This is a genomic window from Geobacillus sp. Y412MC52 (assembly GCF_000174795.2).
Lineage (GTDB): Bacteria > Bacillota > Bacilli > Bacillales > Anoxybacillaceae > Geobacillus > Geobacillus thermoleovorans.
Map to the genome: position 1 here is coordinate 374,521 of NC_014915.1, position 24,550 is coordinate 399,070.

The following is a 24,550-nucleotide window of genomic DNA, read 5'->3' on the forward strand; positions in this document are numbered from 1 at the left end:
TTTGATTTGCACATCCATGAGAGAAAAACTCCTTCACGTTTCTTTGTGCATCAATGATTCATTTGACATCAGAGCGAAAAAAATCTTCCCTATTTTCGTTGGAAGGGTGCGACATGTGAGGTGAAAAATAAAGCTTCTGAAGCATATTATGCCTCAGAAGCTTGTTCGACGGCCGTTGCAAATTGCCGGCGATGTTGCATCGTAAAATACGCCATCGTTCCAACCATCATGGCGACGATAAACAGTAGCAACTTACCGATGTTTTCCCACATAAATGAGAAATCGCCGCTTGAGATGACCGCTTTGAATCCGAAAACAGAATAGGTCATTGGGAGCCATGCGTTAAAATGCTGCAACGAACGCGGAATTAACTCGAGTGGGAACGTTCCGGCGCTTGTTGTTAATTGCAAAATTAATACGACAATCCCAATAAACCGTCCCGGATCCCCGAAGGTTGTGACGAGAAATTGAATGACAGATAAAAAAGTAATGCTTGTGACGACGCTAAACAAGATAAAGAATGGAACACTTTTCACTTGTAAGTCAAGTCCGTAAAGCAATACGCTATCGGCCAGGAGCGCTTGCAAAATACCAACACCAATGAGTACACCAAATTTAGCGAAAAACCAATGAAATGGCGAACGTGGAACCCCCGCTGGTTCGCGAAGCGGGAAGACAATCGAAAGTAAAAGCGCCCCAACAAACAATCCTAACGACAAGAAATATGGTGTAAATCCTGTTCCGTAGTTTGGCACTTCATTCACTTTTTCATTTTTTACTTTCACCGGTTCTGCAAACATGTCGTATACGTCTTCATTTGCTTTTACGTCGCTTGCTTTTTTGGCTCCTTCTTTTAACTTATCCGCTAGTTCTTCCGAGCCGTCTGTCAGTCGATTCATACCATCTTGCAAATCCCTTGTTCCACTCGTTAATTCATTCATTCCGCTTGCTAGTTGCTGCGAACCATTCGCCAATTGATGGGCGCCGTCTTGCAGCCGATCAGCTCCTTGAGCAAGCACTTGCAGACCAGAGGTCAGTGTTTGGCCGCCATTCGCGAGTTTGTCAGCTCCTTGTTCCGCTTCTTTCATTTTTTCGTGTAACGTATTCATGCCTGCGACAAGCTTTTCTTGGCCGTTCGCAAGTGCATTTGCGCCATTTACAAGCTGTTGTTGCCCAGAAAGCAATTTGTTTACTCCTTGATCGAGGGCAATGTGTCCTTCATGCAGCTGTTTAGCCCCTCCGCTTAACGATGCTGCTCCTGATTGTAATGCTTTGGTTCCATCGTTTAACTGCGCAATGCCATTTTCGATTTGTTTGCTTCCTAATGATAATTTTACAACATTTTCTTTTAGCTGCTCATACACCGCCTTTTGTGTCGGATCGGGGGTTTGAGCAATGAGTGCATCAAGCTGTGCCGCTAGCCGTTCAAGTCCGCCTGTCACTTGAGTCGCCCCTGTTTGAACTTGAGCCGCTCCTTGTTGCCATTGTGCAAGTGATGATGCTAGCTTTTCGGCTCCCACGCTTAGTTGTTCCGAACCTTGCAAAAGTTGCGGCATGCGGGCATCGAGTGCTTGCATTCCTTCATATACACGTTTTGCACCTAAAGCAAGATTCGCGGTGCCCTCTTGCACCTGTTTTGCTCCGTCAAGCAGCTGCCCTTGCCCGTCCACCATGTGTTTCATCCCATTGTCAAGCATTTGAACACCTGTTTGAACTTGCGCGGAACCATTGGCTGCTTGATGCAATCCGTCAGTAAAGGCAATGGATTTTTCGGCAAGTGTCGCCAAATGATGATGCAAATCTTTGGATCCATCCTGCGCTTTTTTCATTCCATCATACAGTTTGTTTGTTCCATTTTTTGCCTCGCCGAGACCATCATGTAATTGTTTGGCCCCATCGCTCGCTTTTGTTAACCCATCTGCTAATGTTTGAATGTTTTCAAACATATTTTCTGCGTATGTTTCCGTTAACGTTTTGGCTACTTCTGTTTTGATTTTTTCAACCGCTGTTCCGCCAATTTGAGCGGATAAAAAGTTAAACCCTTCATTGGGCTTGTAAATAAGTTGAAGTTTTTTCGGATGATCGTCTTGTAACGTTGTCGCATTTTGTGAAAAATCTTCAGGGATTTGAATGAGCATATAGTACTTTTGTTCTTTTAATCCTTTTTCCCCTTCACGTTCGTTTACAAAATGCCAGTCAAACTGTTTTTTTTCTTTTAACTTTTCAACAAGATCATCGCCAAGATGAAACTCTTTGCCCTCAAACGTTGTTCCTTTGTCTTTGTTTACCACGGCGACAGGAAGTTCGTCCAAATGATCGTATGGATCCCAAAACGCCCATAAAAACATGCCGCTGTATAGAAGTGGAATAAATAATACAGCCATAATCGGAATAAGCACTTTCCGATTGGATGTGACTGCTTTCAACTCTTGCATCCATAATTGAAATGCGTGCACATGCTTAACCTCCTTTTGTAAAAAAATATTGACCAATTTGTCCATTTAGTCATTTTTGTAAAAAAGAGAAGGATCATCATGGAGACAATCCTTTTAACCAATATAAATAAATCAAACAGTTCGGCAATCTTTTGTTGAGACAATGGTTCGTACTCTTTTCCCCAATCAATGTTTAAAGCAATGTACATTTTAAACATTAAAAACGCCATTAACTTCGAATCGCAAGAACGAACTTGACCTTTTGCCATCGCCTGTTCAATTTTCTCACGAATGTAAGCGATCATTTCGCGATCAAGCCGCTTCATCTCGTCCCGTACAGCTGGCGTGCCAATATCACGAACTTCCTGTAAAAGTTTTATTGTCAGTCCATGCTCTTTGCGAAACGTAAAGATACGCTGCAAGGCTCGTTGTACGTTTTCATTAAACGATAAGCGATGATCGATCGCCGCATCCGCCTCGCGCTTAATTTCGAAAATAACGGAAGAAACAATATCCTCAAGCAGCTCTTCTTTGCTTTTGAAAAACGTATAAATGGTTCCTTTCCCGACTTTCGCCATCTTCGCCACTTGATCCATTGTCGTCGCCTTATAACCAAAAAGTGAAAACGACTTGGTTGCTGCATCAATAATTTGTTTCTTTTTATCTGACATGGGCGTTCATCCTTTGTTTTTGACTAAATGGACATTTTGGTCATTTCGTTTTACATCTTAACATAAACAATATATGCTTGCAACAAGTAGAAATGATTAATTCATCTTTTAATATAGAGCTCAACCGTTCATCTGGTCATGATGAGCAAAAGGTGTCCCGATCCGTTTGGGACACCTTTTGACTTAGAGGAAAGCATGAACGCTTTGTCGTGAGAAGGACGGTGATTGAATAGAAAACGCGGCACAAAAATGCGGGTTCTCAAATAGAGAAAGTTTGCGAGCCTTAACCTTTGCATTCCCTCGAAGACCGCTGCATGATGGGAAAACAATGGTTTTTCACTTCTCTTTTAGACAGGCAGACGGACAAGAAACTCCGACCCTTGCCCGAGTTGGCTTTGGACGTGGATCGCGCCGCCGTGGGCGTCGACGATCCATTTGGCGATCGACAGCCCAAGGCCGTGGCCGCCTTGTTGGCGCGAGCGCGTTTTGTCGACGCGGTAAAAGCGGTCGAAAATGCGGCCGATGTCTTCAGGCGGGATGCCGATGCCGGTGTCTTTGACGGAAAGGATGAACTGCTTCGGCTCGGTGCGGATCGATAGCGTCACGTCTCCGCCTTCCGGGGTGTATTTGATCGCGTTGTCAAGCAAAATGTACAGCAGCTGCGTCAATTTGTCCGGGTCGGCGGTGACAATCGCCTGTTCTGGGGCGTGAAAATGCATCGTGATCTGCTTTTTCGCCGCGAGTTCCGACACGAGCTGAAACGTGCGCTCGGCGTGCGGGCGAAAATCAAACGTCTGTTTCGAAAGCTCCAACGCGGCGTGCTTCGCATCGACACGGGCGAGCGTCAACAAGTCGCCGATCAGCTTCGTGATCCGCTTCAACTCTTCGCGCAGGCGGTCGAGCAGGCGGCGTGCGAAGTCGTTTTTCATCACATCCTCTTCCAGCGCAAGCGCCTCCACGGACGAGAAGACGACGCTCAGCGGCGTCCGCAGTTCGTGCGAGGCGTCAGCGACGAACTGACGCTGCCGCTCGTATGCTTCTTCAATCGGGATGAGTGCTCGCTTGGACATAAAGTAGCTGAGCGCCACCCCGACGGCGAGAAACAGAACGGCCAGGCCGATGAGCACAATGAGCAGCCAATGGAACACCCCGAAAAACGACGTGACGTCCATCCCGATATAAAGCATGCCGGCAAAATCCCCGTGAATGATAAGCGGATGGGCAACAGCGAGCACCCGCCAGTCGCGGGCGGCGGCGCGGGCGAGGCCGGGCATATGCTCGGGCAGCGACACGGTCACATACACAGGGGTGCGCTCGCCTGTGTCCATGCGGGACAAGACGTTCAAAAAATACGGGCGCAGGCGCGGATGAATTTCATCCCCGGCGAGCAGATCGCCGTTCGGGCCGATCACGTAAAAGAAAAGTTGATCTTCACTAAGCAGGACGACGCTTTCATCATGAAACAAGTCAAAATCGCTCTGCTTCAGTAAAAACTGCTCGATCGTATTCGCCTCTTGCTCGGCTAGGCGGGTGATGCGCCGCTCTTGATCGGACGTGGTGATCCAGTAAAACAGTGCAGCGGCGATCATGATAAACAAGGCGAGAAACAAGGTGAAAATGCCGCTATAGAGCGCCGTCAGCCGCCAATGGGCGCGGCGGAACAAGTCGGCGCTTCCTAAGCGGCGCAGCCAGTCGCGCCATTCATTCCATCGATTTATCAATTTTATATCCCACCCCGCGCACCGTTTGAATGACATCGTCTTTCAACTTTTTGCGCAATAGTTTGATCGTTGCATCGATCGTTTTCATCGACACATCCGCATCCCATCCCCAGACGCGGTCCAAAATCGTCTCGCGCGGCACGACTTGGCCTTGGTTTTGCACGAGCAAATCGAGAAGCTGAAACTCGCGCGGGGTGAGGAAAATTTCCTCATCGCCGCGGTGGAGCGTATGGCTTGTCCGGTTCAATGTGAAGCCGTGAAACGCCACTTTTTCCTCTTGAAGCGGGACGAACGTGCGCCGTGCAAGCGCCTTGAGCCGCGCGACGAGCTCATCGATTTCAAACGGCTTGACCAAATAGTCATCCGCCCCGGCTTCAAGCCCGGTGACGCGGTCTTGCACAGCGTCTTTCGCCGTCAACATCAAAATCGCGCCCGTATAGCCGTTTTGCCTCAACCGTCGACAAATGTCCAGCCCGTCGCCGTTAGGAAGCATCCAATCGAGCACGACGACGTCGTAAAACTCCGCCATCGCGTAATCGTATGCGTCTTCGCCTTCTTGAACCCAATCGATATGGTCGATTCCTTTCTTTTTTAATAAATGCACAATCAATTCCCCTAAATGGAGATCATCTTCCGCAAGCAAAATTTTCATCGCCGTTCCTCCCGTTCCGGATTCCTTGTTTTTATCATACCAAACATCCGTGAAAAAACGGTGAAAAAGCTGTGCGCTTGGCCTCACTTACTAATGTTAAGAAGAGAAGGATTTTCACCATTTTTTCACTTTTCTTGGTTATGATGATGGGCGAAGAGGAAAAGGAGGCACACGGTGATGAGGAAAATGAGGAATTTGCATCTTTGGATTGGATTGATCAGTTCGATCTTTTTGCTTGTTGAGGCGGTGACGGGCCTGCTTCTGTCTGAACCATGGCTCATCGGCCAGACCGAACGCGGCGAGATGCATCGCGCCATGCAAGAAGGCGGCACGTTCAGAGCGGGACAAGCATCTGACGGAGGAGCAGCCGCCGCACCGGTGGCGCCGCGCGCTGAAGGGGGAGGGACGTCGCTTGGAATGTTCATCCGCCAGCTGCACGAAGGGCGAATCGGCTCGCTCGACATCCGTTGGGCGGTCGATCTCGCCGCGGTGGCGATGATTATTCTCACGGCGACGGGCATTTACTTGTCGATTCGCACGCTCGCAGCTGGGCGCAGGCGGAAGCAAAAGCGGATGTTGGCGGCGTCTGAGGCGTTGTAAATGGACGCCATGTTGGAAAGAGGGATGAGGGACATGCAGCGGAACACTTGGCTGATAACGATAGGGAAGCGACGCCAAGGCTGGTCTTCCCTTTATACAAGACCGGTGGATATAGGCGGCGCAGTTGTGTTTCATCCACCTTTTCGCTGTTTTGCGGCCATTCGCTCGAAGGTATCGTATCAAGGATCATTGATCATGAAGGAGGAGATGACCAATGGACATGATGCCATTTGAACCAACACCAACTCCGCAGCCGAAACGCCGCGGCCGCTTCGTATCGTGGCTTGCCGCTTCCGTCGCTGGGGCGGTGATCGGCAGCGCGGCGACATGGTATGTAGCGCCGAAATGGATTCACGGCGAAACCCATTCCCAAACGGAAGCGGCGGAAACGACCGCAAAAAGCGAGGCGCTGCCATTGCAGCCGACGGCGAACGTCAAAACGAATATGATTGACGCCATTAACAAAGTGGCCGATGCGGTCGTCGGGGTCGTCAACATTCAGAAGCAAGTGGACTTTTTCTCTGATCAAGCACAAGATACCGAAGCGGGAACGGGTTCGGGCGTCATCTTTAAAAAAGAAGGCAATGTGGCCTATATTGTGACGAACAACCATGTCATTGAAGGAGCGAACAAAGTGGAGGTGGCGCTCCCAAACGGCAAAAAAGTGAAAGCCGACATCGTCGGCGCGGATGCACTCACTGACCTCGCCGTCTTGAAAATCCCAGCCGATGGCGTAACGAAAGTGGCAAGCTTCGGCGACTCGTCGAAGGTAAAAATCGGCGAACCCGTGGCGGCAATCGGCAACCCGCTCGGGCTTGATTTGTCGCGGACGGTGACGGAAGGGATCGTCAGCGGCAAACGGACGATGCCGGTGTCCACATCAGCCGGCGATTGGGAAATCGACGTCATTCAAACCGATGCGGCGATCAACCCGGGCAACAGCGGTGGGGCGCTCATCAACAGCGCGGGTCAAGTGATCGGCATCAACAGCATGAAAATCGCGGAAACGGGCGTCGAAGGGCTCGGCTTTGCGATCCCAAGCGAAAATGTCAAACCGATTGTCGAACAGCTCATGAAAGACGGGAAAATCAAACGCCCGTACCTTGGCGTACAGCTCGTCGATGTGGCCGATTTGTCCGATGACGTCCGCACCGGTGAGCTGAAATTGCCGTCTAATGTGACAAGCGGCGCCGCCATCACCGCGGTCGAACCGTTCTCGCCGGCGGCCGATGCCGGGTTGAAGTCAAAAGACGTCATCGTCGCCATCAACGGCGACAAAATCGACAGCGTCAGCGCCTTGCGCAAATATTTGTATACGAAAACATCGGTGGGCGATCGCATCAAACTGACGATCTATCGCGATGGGTTTGAGACGACCGTATCGGTCACCTTAAAAGCGAGAGACAGCAGCCAATCGTAAGAAGACATCGCCTCTTTTCCAGCGAATCGGCGGGGAAGAGGCGATTTTTTTGTGAAGTGCTTGTGCAAGGTGAAGGATAGAAACACGGATCTGTATCGTCAACAATCCTCTTCTTGTAAGAGCCGGCAGAATACATGCGCCCGCCATGCGAGTTGGCCCGCGACCAAAACCATAACGCTGTTTGAAATGACGTTCCTGGAAGGGCTTTGTTGGCTGTTACCACAACTCAGCTGAACTGCAGGACGGGTGCTCCAACGTCTCTCTCTATCTAAGTGTAGATGGGTAAATATTAGTAGATGGGTAAATATTAGATATTTTTTATTTTTGTGAATATATTACTATGTTTTAAATGGTAATGAAGACTCTTTTTTTTTTTTTTTTAATTTCTAATAAAATTTTAATTGTTAAAATATAAAATTAAAGGAGGTATTTGTATTTTATGAACAAATCTTTCCTGCTTTCTTCGATTGTAGCTTGAACTGAACAGAATTTTAGAAGAACCGAAAAGAGTTCGTTAATCTTTTGTGGTGCTACTCACTTCAATTGCAGGGGATGAGGCAGCGTTTGATGGCATCTTGTTGGTGTATTCCCTTGCAGCACTTGGGATAGTTGAGCGCTAGTGCTCAACGAACAACAAGGGGTTATCAATACAAAGGGGGATGTGTAATGTTAAAAAAAGCAAAATTCTTATCATTGGGGTTTTTGCTGGCTTTTACAACAAGTGCTTACGCTTCTTCAGACTCAATTTCGCGGTCTTTACCAGATGAAATGAATAACAAGGCTGCTGTTGAAAAAGAAATGTCTATTAAAGATCAGCTGAAAAGACAAGCTGAAACGCAACTTAAAAGCGAAGAATTAAAAATTTCGAATAGAATCAAATTACATTCCACAGAAGAAATGAATGCTGAAAGGCTAAAGAAAGAAGGCAAGGTTCTCTCTTCTCCAAATGAAATGCCGTCAATACAAGCTAGTGTTGCAACAGCATCTTATAACCATAATATTAATTGGAATGTTTGGGGATATGGAGATATTATCTTAGGTAATGGTCCGAGTTCTGGATCTTCATCGAGCGTCCCATATGGCTACTACCGACATGGCGCCACTTATGATGATTATTACGGGAACTTCATAAGTGCGATGCCAAATAAAGGTGTGTATAGAGAATCTAAACGTTTTTGGGAAACGAATTATAAAGAAGTGGTGGGTTATTGGGTTCCTGATGCATCTTCAGACCAAAGAGAGAAGGTCATATCTTATTTACGTCAACAAATGGGTGAACCATATGACTGGAGCAGTTCTAAAACAAATTATGATGAGTGGTATTGTACGAAACTTCCTTATGTTGGTTATAAAATAAAGGCGAGTATTGATATTGATAGTAATGGTGGTTACTGGGTCACGCCGGATAATATAGCCGACGATGAACAGACGCATTTATTTATGAGGAGCGAAGGGTAAAATAAAGGCAAATAGGACACAGCTGGTGGCTGTGTCCTAAAATTTAATTAGGGAGGTATTTTTTATGAGGAGAACTTACATATCATTACTATTTTTTGTTTTTTTGTTGATAGCGATTTTGATAGGAGGATATGCGTGGTTCAAATCAAAAGAGAGCTCGAGTGTTAAGGTTTCTTTTGATTCTGATAATCCAGATCTATTAATAAATACACCCAATAAAATCATTTTAATTTACGAGAATAATGGAATTTTGACTAAGAGTGAGATTTACAATGAAAGGTTTATGCACACCTCTGTTTACGATAAGCGTACGAAAAAATTGTTAGCTCCTACTTATTCGCCGGAACATCATTTTGCAGGGATAACAGAATTCTCTAACGGCCAAGCAAAATACCAAAAGGTTAAAGATTTTGGTCCTATGAATGTTGTTTCATACAATGGATATTTATTTATGGATTCATCCCTTTCTTTGATCAACTCGGAAGGAATCCCTGTTACGAAGCTAGGATTGTATGATTTAAGGAAAAATAAGTTCGTCAAAGAATTTACAGTCAACGGAATCGTGCAATCAATGATTAAGGTTGGAAATAAAGTTTATTTTCCTTCACTTTGTGAGAACAGTAAGTCAAATATTTATAGTTTTGATTTAGATGCTTGGAAGTTGGATAAAGTTCTAAAAATGGATCAACCTCATGTGCCAAATCAAATACTTTTTTACAAAGATATGATGATTGGATTGTCAAATGAAGAGGCAGCTGGAGCCTCGTCTAATAAAAACAAACTATATTATATAAAGAATGGGAAAATTTTCAAGGAATTGAAATTAAAGCAGGGGACGAAAGATATGGCTATTTTGGATAATAAAATCATTATCTTGTATCAGCCTTATGGTCGGAAATCCTTTATCGAAGTTTTAAAAATTGAAGGAGGCCAAGAAGCGGAAAAAGTCAAATTGGCGGATAACCCCACTAATATAACGGCTTGGAATCAAAATTTAGTCGTGATTGATCAATCCAAAAAAATTTATATATATAATACAGAGTTTCAAAAAACCAATGAATTAGAATTAGGTATTGATTCTAAAGTGTTAAACATAACAAAAGCGAATTGATAACAGCTGAGCGAGCATGATCCAAAAAATAGAGGGGGATACCGCCCTAAGAGTTATGTCCTTCTGTTTTCACCCGCCCATCCCCGCAACTTGAAAACACTATTCATTATGAAGGGAAACTTTGCGGGTGCAAGCCAAACGTGTGTTGAATTTGAGCAGCCGCTTCCTTACGGAGAAGGGAACATCGTTCTGACAAGAAGGAACTCTTTTGGCTTTTATCGAATATGACCATCATCACGGATGGAAGGGGATTCAACATGGGCCCAAGTGCACCGCTATGGATGTCGATCGTATACGACGTGATGTGTATCGCTACGTTGATTGTTGGTGTGGTTATGCTTGTGAAAGGGACGATTCGCCGTTGGTATTCGCTCGCTGCGGTGCTTGCGGTGCCGCTCTTTTTTCTGAACAATTTTCACACGATCGCTAGGGTCGGTGTCGATCCGTTCGCCTATTGGCAGCAATCCCTCATCGAAGGACAATGGTGGGCGTGGCTGTCGCTTGCGTTGTTTCTTTACATCGTCTGGTATTGGGGATGGCTTGTCCAGTGCATAGGAGATAAAAAGGAAGGGAAGGCCTGGTGGAAGCGGCAGAGATGGATATGGGTGGTGCTGGCGGCAGCCGCGCCTGTCATCGTGTATGGGGTGCAGAGCTTGGATGATTCCGTCGTCTCCTCGGTGCGGACGTATGAACCATCTAAGAGTCACTCGGCTAACGACCCATCAGCGCGCATTTTCTTTTTGTATTCCCACCCATTGGGGCGAGAGTCGTATATCGTGGAGACGGATGGACGTCGCGTGCGCAACGTGGTGACGCTGAAAGCGGTTGGAATATCTCACCTCTCGCCCGCTTCCTCAACAAAAGAACTATTGTTGTGGTCAGATTATACGGGACGGTATGTATATCAACTGAATCCAGACACATGGACGGTTGTCGATCAAGAAGCGATCTCCAGCCCTCTTTCTTTTGCCTCGCTGGAGGGAGAGTGGGAGATTCGTTCGCTGAACCAGGATGTAAAAACAAATAAACTGGAAGTAAGAAAAGAGGGAAAATTGCTATTTTCGAAACGGTTCCCTCCCTACGTTCTTCAAGTTTTGCGCGCAGAGCCGTATTTCTATGTGTTCGTTGATGTGGTCGAAAAGGAACAAGGCGTATTGTATGAGGTTGATCAACGGGGCGCCTTGGTGAAGGAAATTCCATTGCTCACGTCCTCCGCTCGATCGATGGCGATGTTTCACGACCGCATTGTCATCGCCACGAAACCTCGTCTCACCATCGTGGATCCGCATTCATGGCGAGTGACCTATTGGGACATGGGGCAAGAGGAAGCGCGATTCGATCAGCTCCAGGTGAAAGGAGACACGCTGTGGGTGAGCTATGTCCAGAGGGAAAAGTCGGGGTGGATTGCTTTGAACGATCAGTTCAAGCTGATCGAAAAGCATGAACTGCCTTCTGTGTACTGGGAAGCACGGTTTCACGGCGATTATGTGTATATATTGTTCGAGCCGCAGGAGGGGAACAAGGCGGACAATGCAGGAGAAATGAACATCTTCCAACTGCGTACGGCCCAACTTGCTGCCAAGTTTACTGTGCCGAAACAAAAGCATCACTTGCAGACATTTCAGGTGATGGATGAAATACAATGATAGTGCAGGAGATGACGACAAAGGGGGAGAGGGACATACAATTCCGCGATTATGAAGAGTTTTGGCCGTTCTATTTGACCCAGCATCGCAAACCGGCGACGCGGAGATGGCATTTTGCCGGGACGAGTTTTGTCTTTTTGTTCGTGATCATCGCGATCGTGACGAAGAACGCGTGGTGGCTGCTTGGCGCGCCAATCGCCGCCTATGCACTCGCTTGGTTCAGCCACTTTTTCATTGAAGGAAACAAGCCCGCCACCTTCGGCCATCCGCTTTGGTCGCTTCGAGCTGATTTTCACATGTACGGGCTGATGCTTGCGGGACGCTTGGGGCGTGAGCTTGAGCGGATTGGGCTTTCAGAGGATCGGGATGTCAGTCAAAATGGATAAGAATCACGTTGAGAGGCCTTGCTTCCAACTAATTTCTTCTATCAGTGATTGTCGTCGATCCTCAAGGCTTTTGAGAGATCGGAGGACGACGACAATCCAGGATGGAATATCAGGGAGGAAGGCCCTTGTCCCCGTATTATTTCTTCAATTGTTCAATCTTTTCAAGCGGCAGCCCGGTCAGTTCATGGATCGTGTCAGCATCATATCCTTTTGCCAACATTCGTTTCGCAACATCCATCTTTGCTTTCTCCATTCCTTTCTCCATCCCTTTCTCTATTCCTTTTTCCATGCCTCTCTGTTCGTATGAAATCATAAGCTCCATGACTTTGGCGGCCTCCTTCTCTTCCATTGTATTCACCTCATTTCGCAATCGGATTTCTTCTTCCTCCGATAACCGCAAATATGTTTCGAAAAAGCCGAACAACAGACGCTGTCTCGCCTCATCGAGCTCGAGGCGGATGAGCATGCGCAAAAATTCCTTTTTCACTTCCACCTTCTCATCTTCATTATACCCCATTTTGCTTAACAGAGCGGCGGCGACCGGGTTGTCATGGCGGATGTACTCGCGCCACGGGAGTTTGCGCAATTCTATGGTCAAAAAACGGAAATCGAGAACGGTCAAAAACGGAAACTCAACGGTGAATGAAGATGGTTCATCGCGGACGGCATCATAGCTGAAGATCGCGATCGGAAGAATACGGCGGCGGTGTTTTTGAAATAAGCGGCTGAAATAAATGAACATTCGCTCTGAAAAAGTGGGTTGGATGTAACTTTGGTGTTCGATGTGGACAATGATCAGTCCATCTTCCCCTTTTAGCTTTGTCTCGATCAATAGATTGACTCGATGTTTTTCCCCTGCAGTCACATCGGTCAACACTTCTTCTGATAAAAAGGAAAGATGGTGAAAGTCAACATGCTCGTATACACGCGGAAAGAAGAGGAGAACGAATTCTTCAAAAAAGGTGCTCAACAACTCTTTAAACAGGCGATCATGGTCAATGCGCGTTTCTGACATGGCCTCTCTCCTTAATTTATTTTTGAATTCTCATTTATTTTATTCGATTCGCACAAGGCAAAATCCTGCCTGACCACAGCCTTTTTCACAGCAGTTTTTTGTTTAAAGAAAGGAAATAGGAAAGAATTTGTCGAATTTTGATGGCATTGGAAAAATGATGAAACCAACCGTTGCCTCGCCCGTATCAATAGGTAAAGGCGAAAGGAGGGAGGGAAATGATTTTTGGCCATCCGCCTGAGGTCATATATGGGATCGTGCTGGTGGTCAGTGCGGTGTTGACGGTTGTGTATTTTTTCTTTAGTGATGCGCTAGATGGTGCATTTGATGTAGTGGACCACCCGTTGTTCAGCCCGCAGCTCATTTTATCATTTTTCATCGTCGGCAGCGCGGTCGGGCTGTTGGCGGAAATGTATACGGATTGGGCATCAGGTTCTATCATTTGGCTTAGCCTCGGCGCGGCGCTCGTTGCTGTGTTGCTTTTGCACTTTTTCGTTTTTTTGCCGCTTCGGTCGGCGGAAGCGTCGCTTGGGTATACGGACGCCGATTTGGAGGGGGCGCTTGCCAAAGTGATCGTCTCGGTGCCGCCTGATGGGTTTGGTGAAATTCTTATTTCCCGCAAAAGCGGGGCGGTGGCCAAACCAGCGAAAAGTGTGAACCATGAAGCCATTCCGTCGGGGGAAGAAGTCATTGTCGTGCAAATGGAAAACGGGGTTGCGATGGTAGCGAAGCACGATCCGTACCATCTTTCCATCTAACATTATGAAAGGAGAAACGTCATGACTGTTGCGCCATGGTTGATTGTCATTGGTGTCGTCGTCCTGCTTCTTGTCGGACTTATTGCCATTTTTATCGCCCGCTACCGCACGGTCGGGCCGGACGAGGCGCTCATTGTGACCGGCAGCTACTTAGGAAGCAAAAACGTTCATGTCGATGAGTCGGGAAACAAAATTAAAATCGTTCGCGGCGGCGGCACGTTTGTCGTGCCGATTTTCCAACAGGCCGAGCCGCTTAGTTTATTGTCGATCAAGCTTGACGTGCAAACGCCCGAGGTGTACACGGAACAAGGCGTGCCCGTGATGGCGGACGGGGTGGCGATCATTAAAGTCGGGAGTTCGATCGGCGAAATCGCGACCGCGGCCGAGCAGTTTTTAGGCAAAACGCGCCAAGACATGGAAAACGAAGCGAAAGAAGTGCTCGAAGGCCATCTCCGCTCCATTCTCGGGTCAATGACCGTTGAAGAAATTTACAAAAACCGCGACAAGTTTTCTCAAGAAGTGCAGCGCGTTGCGTCGCAAGATTTGGCGAAAATGGGGTTGGTCATCGTCTCGTTTACGATCAAAGACGTGCGCGACAAAAACGGCTACCTCGATGCGCTCGGGAAACCGCGCATCGCTCAAGTGAAGCGCGATGCTGACATCGCCACAGCCGAGGCGGAAAAAGAGACGCGCATCAAGCGCGCCGAAGCCGATAAAGAAGCGCGCAAAGCGGAGCTCGAGCGGCTGACGGAAATCGCGGAGGCGGAGAAAATCAACCAGTTGAAGCTCGCTGAGTTCCGCCGCGAGCAAGACATCGCCAAAGCGCGCGCCGATCAGGCGTATCACCTCGAAGAAGCGAAGGCGAAGCAGGAAGTCATGGCGCAACAAATGCAAATTAAAATCATCGAGCGGCAAAAACAAATCGAGCTTGAAGAAAAAGAAATTTTGCGCCGCGAGCGCCAGTACGATTCGGAAGTGAAGAAAAAAGCCGACGCTGAGCGCTATGCGATTGAACAAAAAGCGGCGGCGGAAAAGGCGAAGCAAATCGCTGAAGCCGATGCGCAAAAATACCGCGTCGAAACGCTGGCCAAAGCGGAAGCCGAGCGCGTCCGCCTCGACGGGCTGGCGAAAGCCGAGGCCGAGAAAGCGAAAGGGGAAGCAGAAGCGGAAATTATCCGCCTAAAAGGTCTCGCCGAAGCGGAAGCGAAACAAAAGATCGCCGAAGCGTTCGAGCGCTACGGCCAAGCAGCTGTGCTCGACATGATCATCAAGATGCTTCCGGAATATGCGAAACAAGTGGCGAGCCCGCTGTCCAACATCGAGAAGCTGACGATCGTCGACACCGGCTCAGGAGCAGCGGGGGGCGGCGCCAACCGTGTCACAGGCTATGCGACGAACTTAATGGCGAGCTTGCAGGAGACGTTAAAAGCATCGACGGGCATCGATGTGAAGCAGTTGCTTGAGAATCTCACGGCGAGCGGTGCATCATCGGCCGTCACGGCCAAGCCAACCGTTTCCGAAGAGGCGAATGGGAGTCAGTCATAAGCAGGTGTCAGGCGCCCTTGATCGAACGAAGGGCGCTTTTTTCCGCGGCCATGCTCACGACATTTTTCGGAGTTGCGCATCAAGCGTTGTTTCGCTATGATGGGAACGAGTGGAATGGAAAAAAGGAAGTAGGTTGAAGATGATGAAGCGAGCTCGAATTATTTATAACCCGACATCGGGACGCGAACTGTTTAAGCGCCATTTGCCCGATGTGCTCGTTCGGTTGGAAAAAGCGGGCTATGAAACGTCATGCCATGCGACCGAAGGGCCGGGGGATGCGACGAAAGCGGCGCGCCAGGCCGTCCTGCGGGAATTTGATCTCGTTGTCGCCGCGGGCGGCGACGGAACGATCAATGAAGTTGTCAACGGCATCGCCGATCAGCCGTATCGGCCGAAACTTGGCGTCATTCCTGTCGGGACGACGAACGACTTCGCCCGCGCCATCGGCGTGCCGCGCTCGATCGAAGGGGCGTGCGAGGTGATCGCCACGGGCGAGCCCGTGCCGATTGACATCGGCTGTGTGACGAACGAAGACAAAACACGCTATTTCATCAACATCGCCGGCGGCGGCCGCCTGACGGAGCTCACCTACGAAGTGCCAAGCAAGCTGAAAACGATGCTTGGCCAGCTCGCCTATTACTTAAAAGGGATCGAAATGCTTCCGTCCATCAAGGCGACTGAAGCGCAAATCGAGTACGACGGCAAGCTCTTTGAAGGCGAAATCATGATGTTTTTAGTCTCGCTGACCAACTCAGTCGGCGGCTTTGAAAAACTGGCGCCCGATTCGTCGCTCAATGACGGCCTGTTCGATTTTATCATCGTCAAGAAAACGAACTTGGCCGAATTCATTCGCCTTGTCACGCTCGCCGCGCGCGGCGAGCATATCAACGACCCGCATATCATTTACACGAAAGCGAACCGGGTGAAGGTGCGTTCGCCGATGCAGCTGAACTTAGACGGCGAATTCGGCGGCATGCTTCCAGGGGAGTTCGTCAATTTGTACCGCCATTTGGAAGTCATCATGCCGAAAGACAAGGCGGAACAAGTGAGAACAGGAAGATGAGCCTGTTCTTTTCTTATGCCTCTTGCTCAAGAAGGGAACGCTAAACTGTACAAACCGATCGGCAGAAAGGAGACGGACATGACGAAGCAGCAAGCACCGGTCGCCAAAAATGAATATTATGACGTCGTATTCACGGATTTGACCCACGACGGTCTCGGAGTGGCGAAAGTCGACGGCTTTCCCTTGTTCGTGAAACACGCGCTTCCCGGCGAGCGGGCGAACGTGAAAGTCGTCAAAGTGAAAAAAGGCTACGGGTACGGCCGGCTTATCGAGCTGTACAAACCGAGCCCGGACCGCGTCGAGCCGTTGTGCCCCGTCTATCGCCAATGCGGCGGCTGCCAGCTGCAGCACTTAAGCTACGAGGGCCAGCTGAAAGCGAAGGAAAAGCAGGTAAAAGAAGTGCTCGCCCGCATCGGCAAGCTTGACGGTGTCACCGTCCATCCCGTCATCGGGATGAAGAACCCATGGCGCTACCGAAACAAGGCGCAAGTGCCGATCGGCGAGCGCGAAGGGGGCTTGGTCGTGGGCTTTTACAAAGAACGGAGCCATGAGATTATCGATATGGATGCCTGTCTCATCCAACAAGAGAAAAACGATGTCGTCGTTCAGACGGTGAAGCGCATCGCCGAGCGTTATGGCATTCCCCCATACGACGAAACCACGCACAAGGGCGTTCTTCGCCATATTGTCGCCCGCTACGGCGCGGCGACAGGCGAGGTGATGGTCGTTCTCGTCACCCGCACCGAGCATTTGCCGCATGAACAAGAAATCGTCCGCGCCATCGTCCGTGAAATCCCGGACGTGACATCGATCGTGCAAAACATCAACCCCGAGCGGACGAACGTCATTTTCGGCGCCAAAACGCGGGTGTTATGGGGGAGCGAATACATCACCGACCGCATCGGCGACATCCAATTCGCCATCTCGGCCCGCTCGTTTTACCAAGTCAATCCGGAACAGACGAAAGTGCTGTACGACAAAGCGCTCGAGTACGCTGAGTTGACTGGATCGGAGACGGTCATGGACGCCTACTGCGGCATCGGCACGATCTCGCTCTTTTTAGCGAGAAAAGCGAAGCATGTCTACGGCGTCGAAATCGTCCCTGAAGCGATCGAAGACGCCAAGCGCAACGCCGAGCTGAATGGCATCAGAAACGTCACCTTCGAAGTCGGCGCCGCCGAAGACGTCATCCCGCGTTGGTATCAAGAAGGCATCCGCGCTGACTGCTTGGTCGTTGACCCGCCGCGCAAAGGCTGTGACGCCTCGCTGCTTGAGACGATCATCGCCATGAAGCCGCCCCGCGTCGTCTACGTCTCGTGCAACCCGGCGACACTCGCCCGCGACTTGCGCATCTTAGAAGACGGCGGCTACGAAACGATCGAAGTCCAGCCAGTGGACATGTTTCCGCACACGGCGCACGTCGAGTGCGTGGCGAAGATTCAGTTGAGATAAGGCAACGGGCCGGTCCATCCGGCCCTGTTGTTTGTAATTTACGATCCAATTTCCGTTCTTTACTGTTCTTGACTTCCGCTTTCTAACGGTGGAATTGCGCAAACTGCCGTGGCGGGAGTACATCCGCCATGACAATCCGGTTGCCGCCTTAGTAAGTAAAGTCCTATAAGACGAGTTATGTTAACTTAAAAATCAAAAGGTTCATATTCCATGTGTCAGCGCCTATCCCTTATATTCATTGATGTGTTTTTGAATGTGAAAAGACACGATGTCAATCATTGAGTCTTTCGATCAAAAAAGAGGTAAATAGGCTATGATGATATTGTGAATATTGAAATGATATGTATTGCGATCATGATAAGACGTGATCCCTCTTCATTGATTTATTCTCTTCTTTGCGTCATTGTGATATATGTTTGTTTACTGTCTTCCCTTTTCCACATATAATCAATGATAAGAACTTGTAGAGTTTGTCCAAAATCCATCATTACTAAATTGTTTTCCCTATGGATATACTGGTACCACCTACATTCTTGATTAGGTGGTGGAAAAATGAAGAAAAAGGAGCGTGAAGACATGACTCCAGCAACAGAAATCAAAAAACCAAGTCTTCAATCATTGATTGAAAGCGGCAAAGTAAAAGTATTTCAAACAGATGATGAAGGCCGGGTTCTTTTGAATCCTGATGATCCAGATGATTTGGAATGGTTTGAAGATTGATGAGGGATCATAATGAACGTCAAGCCTGGAGATATTTATGATGTTTATTTCGGCTTCGAAGATCAACCGGGCGGAAAATTTCGCCCGGTTCTTATTGTGGAGATAGAACATAATATTGCTGCTGCCGTTGCAATCAAAATAACATCAAAAGGACCTAAAGCTCCTCCCACCATACATGATCAATATCGAATTGAGATTCAGTATTATCAGGAAGCGGGATTAACGAAAAAACCATGGGCAAGATGCGAAAAATTCAGGGTATTTCCATTATTTGTATTTAATGAGACTAATAAACGTGGCACATTGCATCCTGATGACTTTGAAAGGGTTTACAGTGAATATTGTAAATTACGATTTTTTGAGTGATAGTATAAATTGAAATTTTATTTTCCATCCAGCCGATCACTCGCCACGTTATATCAAAGTCGACTTGTATGGAGGTAAAACAGAAGCGAACAAATTGATCGTCGATTATTTTGTGAAAAACGGAGTCATGGACAAGCGGGTGCTGCAGGAAGAACCGTTTAAAACCGTCGGCAGCATTGTCGAACTTTTTCAAGACAACATGGACGATGCACGGAGGATCATTCGCATTATCGATGAGATCAACCGGAATTCAGAGGAAATTGCCGGGGCGTGAGCGATGGGCGGCATCATATGTGGAGAAGTGTTCCGATTTAGAAGGGGGGATGGAGCGCATCCTGGGAGATGGTGGAATTGTGGGGGAAGGGAATCTTGGGCCATGATGGCCCTGATTGAGAAGCTCTGTCTTTTATAGGACAATGCACGATAAGGAGCGCTGAACGTGAGCATTTCGTCTCTCATTTTGCTTTTGTTGATCATGTTCGATCGTTTTGTTCGTGTATGGTGTTGTCCAAAAGAGCAAAGCCGCGAAACGGATCGCCTTTGGTCTCTTCGTAGCATCGATCGGATTAGCGGGTTTTGTCGTGTTTCTCATCGGCTATATGTAACCGAAAGCCCAAAGCCGAACGCGCTGTTCTGTGTGCTCGGCTTTGCGCTTGCGGCGTTTCAGATGGGGATCGTCCGAAAGAGCGGGGGCTCGCGCGCTCAAGGCCTCAAGGACTTGGGATCCTGCGGCGTGGGGAGGCGGCCGTTCGGGGCGGATTCACCCGCCTTGCCTCATCCTATCATTTTTTTGGTTTGAAAGTTATTTTGAAAAAATAGCGGAACAAACCATTTATTTTTTTATACAAGGACAAGTGGGGTGATATAAAGAAAATACAGAAAAAAATGATATATAAAAAAATTATTGAAGCCGAAATGTGTAATATTTATAATATTATTTGGTTATGTGTTATACAACAAAAGTAATTAGCTGGCATAGGAGGGATTGGGTTGATTGAAAAGCTCGTGGAAACGGTGAACGGGTGGCTGTGGAGCCCTTTTTTGATTGCTTTCATTGTCGGTTGCGGTTTGTATTTTAGCATTCGCACCCGTTTCCTGCAAATTCGCCATGTGAAGGAAATGATTCGGCTTCTGACGACCGGGAAAGGCTCTGACGCAGGGGTCTCGTCCTTCCAGGCGTTGACGATGTCGTTGTCCGGCCGCATTGGGGTCGGGAACGTCGCCGGGACGGCAACGGGGATTGCTTACGGGGGACCGGGCGCTGTCTTTTGGATGTGGGTCATTACGTTTATCGGCGCGGCGACGGCGTATGTCGAGTCGACGCTGGCGCAAATTTATAAAGAAGAACGAGACGGGCAGTACCGCGGCGGTCCGGCTTTCTATATTGAAAAGGGCCTTGGCTGGAAATGGTTTGCGGTTGTGATTGCCGGGGCGATCCTTCTCTCCATGGCGGTGTTGATGCCGGGGATTCAGGCGAATTCGATCGCGGATGGGTTTTCGAATGCGTTTGGCATTCCGAAATTGGTGACGGGAATTTTCGTGATCGCTGTTCTTGGCTTTACGATTTTTGGAGGAGTGAAGCGGATCGCCAAAACGGCGGAAATTGTCGTTCCGTTTATGGCGGTTGGCTATTTGTTGGTCGCGATTGCGATTATTGCGGTGAATATTGAAAAAGTCCCGGACGTGTTTGGCCTGATTTTCAAAAGCGCGTTTGGCGCTGATCAAGTGTTTGGTGGAATTCTTGGGTCGGCCGTGATGTGGGGGGTCAAACGCGGCCTTTATGCGAATGAAGCGGGGCAAGGAACGGGCGCCCACCCGGCAGCGGCGGCGGAAGTGTCCCACCCGGCCAAGCAGGGGCTTGTGCAGGCGTTTTCGATTTATTTGGACGTGTTCTTGGTCGTGACGGCGACAGCACTGATGATTTTGTTTACGGGTCAATACAATGTGATCAATGAAAAAACAGGCGAGCCGATTGTGGTTCATTTGAAAGGAGTAGAGCCGGGCGCAGGGTATACGCAGGCGGCGGTGGACACCCTCTTCCCGGGATTCGGGTCGGCCTTTATCGCGATCGCTCTGTTCTTCTTCGCGTTTACGACGATGTACGCGTATTACTATATTGCCGAGACGAACCTCGCCTATTTGGTGCGCAGTGAAAAGAGGGGAACGGCCTTCTTTGCCTTGAAGCTCGTCTTTTTGGCGGCCACGTTCTATGGAACGGTCAAAACAGCGACGACGGCATGGGCGATGGGCGACATCGGGCTTGGAATCATGGTTTGGCTCAACTTGATTGCGATCTTGTTGTTGTTTAAACCAGCCTATATGGCCTTAAAAGATTATGAAGAGCAGCTGAAGCAAGGCAAAGATCCGGAGTTCAACGCGTCGAAATACGGGATCAAGAATGCGGAATTCTGGGAAAATGGATATAAGAGATGGGAAGAAAAGAAAGAGAAGGCATTGTAACAGGTTGATTGGTTGGAGTCGACGGTGTCCCGAACGCAGCGGGACACCCTTTTTTTCATCATCATCTATATGGATAAGGAACACTTTCGTTAGACGTTTTCTAGGATGGTCAGTGATGGGCCGGTTTCAAACTTGTACATGCCGTTGCGAATCGCAACGTTCCTTTTCCCATTTCGGAGGCGCTACATCCTTTTTTTTACCTGAAAGCGCCCTTTTTTGCACAGGATTGTGGCGTTGGCGCGCTCGTAAAGCCAATAAATGGGATAGAGTGTAACAAGAAACACGATGATCATCGGCACGTGATCGACGATAGGCCAATAAGCTGCAGCATATGTCTTGATTTGGAACGTCACGAAAATAAACAACGGGACGATGCATGCGGCGGCCAGCAGCAAAAACGGGGTGACCCGCGTTTCTTTCAGCTTCACATCGCAATATGGACATTTCATCGTCCAAGGCGAGGAAAAGCGCATGACGTCTTTGACTGTAATCGGATTGGTGCATTGCGGGCAAGAGATGAAAGGTTCCATTCTTTTCTTCTCCTTCCTTACAGAGCGATAGGGGGCGTATAGATTGTCGCTTGACCCGTTTTTGCGCCCCGTGAATCCGTGCGATTTTTGTCATCATGATGACTCCTCATCCGCTTCCACCAAATGCTTGAGAGCCGCAAGCCGTTCATCCCAATACTGTTCAAAGAAGGAAAGCCACGTTTTCAGTTCGGCGAGAGGTTCGGGCTCTAGCCGGTACCTTGTTTCGCGTCCAGTTTTCCGACAGCTGACCAAACCTGCTTCCGAAAGCACACGAAGATGTTTATTGACAGCTGTGCGGCTGATTGGGAAGGATTTGGCAATCGCGGCAATCGACAATTCGTTGTCGGCCAGCAGCTGCAACATCTGGCGGCGAGTCGGATCGGCGATGGCGTGAAACACATCGTGCTTCGGCGCGGAAACGGTCCGTTTATCCTTTGAGATATGCAGGAAGTTTTTGGTTGACAATGTTCTCCCACCCGTCATCCATAATCTTGCGAACGACTGTGTGAGGCTGCCCAAATTCGGTTGTTTTGTCCGCATCCCATCCGGAATGGATCAGGGTGAATTCTGTTTTTCCGTCTTCTAATGCTTTTAATTCAAACGTAAGGTGCCAATCCTTTCCCCAGTCAAACCCTAAGCGGTTAGGTGGATCAAGCTCCGTCACTTTGCATGGCGAATCGCCGAATGGCCCTGCGTGCAAAACAAACTGGTGACCTAAAATCGGCTCAAACGTATTCGGCATCCACCACGCCGCAATACCTTCGGATGTCGCCACCGCTTTCCATACTTTTTCAATGGGGGCATTCAATACGATTGTTTTGCGGATTTCCGGCAACGTTTGCTTTGTTTCCACAAGAACTCCTCCATTCATTGGATATGACACCAATAGGTTTCAAAATAAATATATCACCTTTTGGTGTTAAAATCAAATGGAAGGGCCGCAAGCGATGGCGATTGTTTGTACTCTTTCCATTGATTAAGAGAATACGGACGTACATTGCCAGCTTAGGCTTTTCTTTATTATACAGTTTGGGGAACACTGTTCCATTGCGCGAAGTTTCTTTGGATTCGTCCGCTGATCGTGTACAATACATAAAGAGTGACAACACATCGCTCATCTCGGAAGGAGGAAAGCCATTGACAGACAGCGCAAAACAATCGTTCATTACGGACATTCATCAGTTGGATAAAAAAGGATCGGGACAAGCGGTCGTTTGGCAGGAAGAGGACGGAAAGAGAAAGAAGCTCAAACTCGCCATTCCGTCTACACTTCCCGGTGAGAAGGTGCGAGTCGTTGTCGATGAGCCAAAACGGCGCAGAGTTCAGGCGCGGTTGGAAGAAGTGATCGAGCCGCATCCGGAACGACTTGAGCCGTCGTGCCCACACTTTGACCGCTGCGGCGGCTGTGTCTGGCAGCACTGGCACTATGAAGGGCAGCTGCGCCATAAAACGGAGCATGTCAAGACGCTCTTGAAAGAGCACGGATTTGACCCTGGCGTTGTCCGCGATACGATTGGCATGGAACATCCGTGGCATTACCGAAATAAAATGGAGTTTACGTTTTCTCCTGAGGGCTTGCTTGGGCTGCACGAGCAAGGGAATTTCCGACAAGTGATTTCGTTGGAGACATGTCTCATTGCCGGCGAGAAGATCGTCAAAGCTGCCATGGAGGTAGCGCGTTGGGCGCGCGATCATCAGCTGCCTGGTTATCACAAAGATACCCACGAAGGGCTGCTTCGCCACGTCATGGTGCGCGAGTCGTTTGCGACTGGGGAAGTCATGGTGGCGCTTTTTGCGACGGAGGCGCCGGAAGGGGAGTTGAAAGAAGCGGCGGCTGATTTGACGGAACGGATCACGAAGGCGCTCCCAGAAGTGAAAAGTTTGCTTTGGCTCGAGAATCGGGCATGGGCGGACCGCACCCAGGCGGAACAAACCCATGTGTTGGCCGGACGTGATTTCATTTACGATGCATTGTGCGGCTTCCGCTACCGCCTTTGGTTTGATACGTTTTTTCAAACGAACCCGGTGCAGGCGGCCAAATTGGTCGAGCTGGCGTTGGAGATGGGCGAGCCGCAGCCCCATGAGAAAATGATCGATCTCTTTTGCGGAGTCGGGACGTTTTCCTTGCCGTTTGCCAAACGGGTCAAGGAGTTGGCGGGCATTGAAATTGTGGAAACGTCGATTGAGTCGGCGAAGCGAAATGCGAAGGACAACGGCATTGACAATACGTACTTTTTGGCTCGGGATGCGAGACGCGGGATTGATGAAGTGTTGGAACAGTTCGGGCGGCCGGAGCTGCTGCTTTTGGATCCTCCACGTTCGGGGGCGGGCGGGAAGGTGATGCGCAAAATCGGCCGGGCGCGGCCGGAGCGGGTCGTGTATGTCTCATGCAATCCGGAGACGTTTGCGTCAGACATTACGGAGCTAGTCCCGTTCGGCTATACATTGGAGACCGTCCAGCCGGTGGACATGTTTCCGCATACGGCCCATGTCGAGTGCTGTGCGTTGCTTGTTCGGGGATCATGATGGAAGGAATCCCGTTTC

At 48.9% G+C, this 24,550-nt stretch carries 21 protein-coding genes and 3 pseudogenes; 16 read left to right on the forward strand and 8 right to left on the reverse strand.

Annotated features, from left to right (window positions below; genetic code table 11):
- Positions 1–146: 146 nt before the first annotated feature.
- The 4 genes and pseudogenes from GYMC52_RS01915 to GYMC52_RS01930 form a co-directional block, all read right to left on the reverse strand.
- Complete coding sequence (locus tag GYMC52_RS01915) at positions 147–2,456, reverse strand: YhgE/Pip domain-containing protein (protein ID WP_013522889.1); 2,310 nt, start codon at positions 2,454–2,456, stop codon at positions 147–149.
- A gap of 98 nt (positions 2,457–2,554) precedes the next feature.
- Positions 2,555–3,106: pseudogene (locus GYMC52_RS01920) on the reverse strand (TetR/AcrR family transcriptional regulator); the annotation flags it as partial.
- Between the two features lie 347 nt (positions 3,107–3,453).
- Positions 3,454–4,827 carry a sensor histidine kinase gene (locus GYMC52_RS01925; protein ID WP_013522891.1) on the reverse strand — a complete coding sequence of 458 codons (1,374 nt, stop codon included), beginning with the start codon at positions 4,825–4,827 and terminating at the stop codon, positions 3,454–3,456.
- Positions 4,808–5,479, reverse strand: coding sequence for a response regulator transcription factor (locus GYMC52_RS01930; protein WP_013522892.1), 672 nt, complete (start codon positions 5,477–5,479; stop codon positions 4,808–4,810). Before GYMC52_RS01930 ends, GYMC52_RS01925 begins: the two co-directional genes overlap by 20 nt.
- A 177-nt stretch (positions 5,480–5,656) precedes the next feature.
- On the opposite strand from GYMC52_RS01930, the gene GYMC52_RS01935 reads away from it, so the two are divergent.
- The 6 genes from GYMC52_RS01935 to GYMC52_RS01960 all read left to right on the forward strand — a co-directional run bounded on the left by GYMC52_RS01935 (position 5,657) and on the right by GYMC52_RS01960 (position 12,100).
- Complete coding sequence (locus GYMC52_RS01935; RefSeq protein ID WP_013522893.1) at positions 5,657–6,079, forward strand: PepSY-associated TM helix domain-containing protein; 423 nt, start codon at positions 5,657–5,659, stop codon at positions 6,077–6,079.
- A 214-nt stretch (positions 6,080–6,293) separates the two neighbouring features.
- The gene (locus GYMC52_RS01940) at positions 6,294–7,499 is read left to right on the forward strand and encodes a S1C family serine protease (RefSeq protein WP_013522895.1); all 1,206 of its coding nucleotides are present in this window, start codon (positions 6,294–6,296) and stop codon (positions 7,497–7,499) included.
- A 666-nt stretch (positions 7,500–8,165) separates the two neighbouring features.
- Positions 8,166–8,957 (forward strand): hydrolase, encoded by a 792-nt coding sequence (locus tag GYMC52_RS01945; RefSeq protein WP_013522896.1) that lies wholly within the window; start codon positions 8,166–8,168, stop codon positions 8,955–8,957.
- A 64-nt stretch (positions 8,958–9,021) separates the two neighbouring features.
- Positions 9,022–10,068, forward strand: a complete 1,047-nt coding sequence (locus GYMC52_RS01950; RefSeq protein ID WP_013522897.1) for a hypothetical protein — start codon at positions 9,022–9,024, stop codon at positions 10,066–10,068.
- Between the two features lie 257 nt (positions 10,069–10,325).
- A complete protein-coding gene (locus tag GYMC52_RS01955; RefSeq protein ID WP_013522898.1) occupies positions 10,326–11,714 on the forward strand; it encodes a hypothetical protein in 1,389 nt (462 codons plus the stop codon).
- Positions 11,711–12,100, forward strand: a complete 390-nt coding sequence (locus GYMC52_RS01960) for a DUF962 domain-containing protein (protein ID WP_013522899.1) — start codon at positions 11,711–11,713, stop codon at positions 12,098–12,100. Before GYMC52_RS01955 ends, GYMC52_RS01960 begins: the two co-directional genes overlap by 4 nt.
- Before the next feature lie 136 nt (positions 12,101–12,236).
- On the opposite strand, the gene GYMC52_RS01965 is transcribed toward GYMC52_RS01960, so the two are convergent.
- On the reverse strand, positions 12,237–13,115 hold the full coding sequence (locus GYMC52_RS01965) for an Rpn family recombination-promoting nuclease/putative transposase (protein ID WP_013522900.1): 879 nt from the start codon (positions 13,113–13,115) through the stop codon (positions 12,237–12,239).
- A 215-nt stretch (positions 13,116–13,330) separates the two neighbouring features.
- Here GYMC52_RS01965 and GYMC52_RS01970 point away from each other — a divergent pair, with 215 nt between their 5' ends.
- The 9 genes and pseudogenes from GYMC52_RS01970 (at position 13,331) to GYMC52_RS02005 (ending at position 21,476) form a co-directional block, all read left to right on the forward strand.
- Positions 13,331–13,870: a hypothetical protein gene (locus GYMC52_RS01970; RefSeq protein ID WP_013522901.1), complete on the forward strand. Its 540-nt coding sequence runs from the start codon at positions 13,331–13,333 to the stop codon at positions 13,868–13,870.
- A 21-nt stretch (positions 13,871–13,891) separates the two neighbouring features.
- On the forward strand, positions 13,892–15,415 hold the full coding sequence (locus tag GYMC52_RS01975; protein WP_013522902.1) for a flotillin family protein: 1,524 nt from the start codon (positions 13,892–13,894) through the stop codon (positions 15,413–15,415).
- Between the two features lie 142 nt (positions 15,416–15,557).
- Complete coding sequence (locus tag GYMC52_RS01980) at positions 15,558–16,478, forward strand: diacylglycerol kinase (RefSeq protein WP_041469538.1); 921 nt, start codon at positions 15,558–15,560, stop codon at positions 16,476–16,478.
- A gap of 78 nt (positions 16,479–16,556) precedes the next feature.
- A complete protein-coding gene (gene rlmD / locus GYMC52_RS01985) occupies positions 16,557–17,930 on the forward strand; it encodes a 23S rRNA (uracil(1939)-C(5))-methyltransferase RlmD (protein ID WP_013522904.1) in 1,374 nt (457 codons plus the stop codon).
- Between the two features lie 37 nt (positions 17,931–17,967).
- A pseudogene (locus GYMC52_RS19900) lies at positions 17,968–18,093 on the forward strand (DUF4351 domain-containing protein); the annotation flags it as partial.
- A gap of 389 nt (positions 18,094–18,482) precedes the next feature.
- Entirely contained in the window at positions 18,483–18,650 is a 168-nt protein-coding gene (locus GYMC52_RS19680; RefSeq protein WP_013522905.1) for a hypothetical protein, read from the forward strand.
- Positions 18,651–18,662: 12 nt separating this feature from the next.
- Complete coding sequence (locus tag GYMC52_RS01990; RefSeq protein ID WP_013522906.1) at positions 18,663–19,016, forward strand: type II toxin-antitoxin system PemK/MazF family toxin; 354 nt, start codon at positions 18,663–18,665, stop codon at positions 19,014–19,016.
- Between the two features lie 91 nt (positions 19,017–19,107).
- Positions 19,108–19,290, forward strand: a pseudogene (locus tag GYMC52_RS01995) (hypothetical protein); the annotation flags it as partial.
- Positions 19,291–20,006: 716 nt separating this feature from the next.
- Positions 20,007–21,476 (forward strand): alanine/glycine:cation symporter family protein, encoded by a 1,470-nt coding sequence (locus GYMC52_RS02005; protein ID WP_013522908.1) that lies wholly within the window; start codon positions 20,007–20,009, stop codon positions 21,474–21,476.
- A gap of 182 nt (positions 21,477–21,658) precedes the next feature.
- On the opposite strand, the gene GYMC52_RS02010 is transcribed toward GYMC52_RS02005, so the two are convergent.
- The 3 genes from GYMC52_RS02010 to GYMC52_RS02020 all read right to left on the reverse strand — a co-directional run bounded on the left by GYMC52_RS02010 (position 21,659) and on the right by GYMC52_RS02020 (position 22,859).
- Entirely contained in the window at positions 21,659–22,006 is a 348-nt protein-coding gene (locus GYMC52_RS02010) for a hypothetical protein (protein WP_013522909.1), read from the reverse strand.
- A gap of 93 nt (positions 22,007–22,099) precedes the next feature.
- On the reverse strand, positions 22,100–22,471 hold the full coding sequence (locus GYMC52_RS02015) for an ArsR/SmtB family transcription factor (protein WP_013522910.1): 372 nt from the start codon (positions 22,469–22,471) through the stop codon (positions 22,100–22,102).
- Positions 22,434–22,859: an SRPBCC family protein gene (locus GYMC52_RS02020; RefSeq protein WP_013522911.1), complete on the reverse strand. Its 426-nt coding sequence runs from the start codon at positions 22,857–22,859 to the stop codon at positions 22,434–22,436. The genes GYMC52_RS02015 and GYMC52_RS02020 overlap by 38 nt, the downstream gene beginning before the upstream one ends.
- 284 nt (positions 22,860–23,143) lie before the next feature.
- On the opposite strand from GYMC52_RS02020, the gene rlmD (GYMC52_RS02025) reads away from it, so the two are divergent.
- Positions 23,144–24,532: a 23S rRNA (uracil(1939)-C(5))-methyltransferase RlmD gene (gene rlmD / locus GYMC52_RS02025; RefSeq protein WP_013522912.1), complete on the forward strand. Its 1,389-nt coding sequence runs from the start codon at positions 23,144–23,146 to the stop codon at positions 24,530–24,532.
- The last annotated feature ends 18 nt before the right edge of the window (positions 24,533–24,550 follow it).

Bases quoted from the DNA above. Each gene is read 5' to 3' on its own strand.
- GYMC52_RS01975 (WP_013522902.1), top strand. From the start codon at position 13,892: ATGACTGTTGCGCCATGGTTGATTGTCATTGGTGTCGTCGTCCTGCTT.
- GYMC52_RS01965 (WP_013522900.1), bottom strand. From the start codon at position 13,115: ATGTCAGAAACGCGCATTGACCATGATCGCCTGTTTAAAGAGTTGTTG.
- GYMC52_RS02010 (WP_013522909.1), bottom strand. From the start codon at position 22,006: ATGGAACCTTTCATCTCTTGCCCGCAATGCACCAATCCGATTACAGTC.
- GYMC52_RS19680 (WP_013522905.1), top strand. From the start codon at position 18,483: ATGAAGAAAAAGGAGCGTGAAGACATGACTCCAGCAACAGAAATCAAA.
- GYMC52_RS01980 (WP_041469538.1), top strand. From the start codon at position 15,558: ATGAAGCGAGCTCGAATTATTTATAACCCGACATCGGGACGCGAACTG.
- GYMC52_RS01945 (WP_013522896.1), top strand. From the start codon at position 8,166: ATGTTAAAAAAAGCAAAATTCTTATCATTGGGGTTTTTGCTGGCTTTT.
- GYMC52_RS01960 (WP_013522899.1), top strand. From the start codon at position 11,711: ATGATAGTGCAGGAGATGACGACAAAGGGGGAGAGGGACATACAATTC.
- GYMC52_RS01955 (WP_013522898.1), top strand. From the start codon at position 10,326: ATGGGCCCAAGTGCACCGCTATGGATGTCGATCGTATACGACGTGATG.
- GYMC52_RS01940 (WP_013522895.1), top strand. From the start codon at position 6,294: ATGGACATGATGCCATTTGAACCAACACCAACTCCGCAGCCGAAACGC.
- GYMC52_RS01990 (WP_013522906.1), top strand. From the start codon at position 18,663: ATGAACGTCAAGCCTGGAGATATTTATGATGTTTATTTCGGCTTCGAA.
- GYMC52_RS01970 (WP_013522901.1), top strand. From the start codon at position 13,331: ATGATTTTTGGCCATCCGCCTGAGGTCATATATGGGATCGTGCTGGTG.
- GYMC52_RS01930 (WP_013522892.1), bottom strand. From the start codon at position 5,479: ATGAAAATTTTGCTTGCGGAAGATGATCTCCATTTAGGGGAATTGATT.
- rlmD (WP_013522904.1), top strand. From the start codon at position 16,557: ATGACGAAGCAGCAAGCACCGGTCGCCAAAAATGAATATTATGACGTC.
- GYMC52_RS01935 (WP_013522893.1), top strand. From the start codon at position 5,657: ATGAGGAAAATGAGGAATTTGCATCTTTGGATTGGATTGATCAGTTCG.
- GYMC52_RS01950 (WP_013522897.1), top strand. From the start codon at position 9,022: ATGAGGAGAACTTACATATCATTACTATTTTTTGTTTTTTTGTTGATA.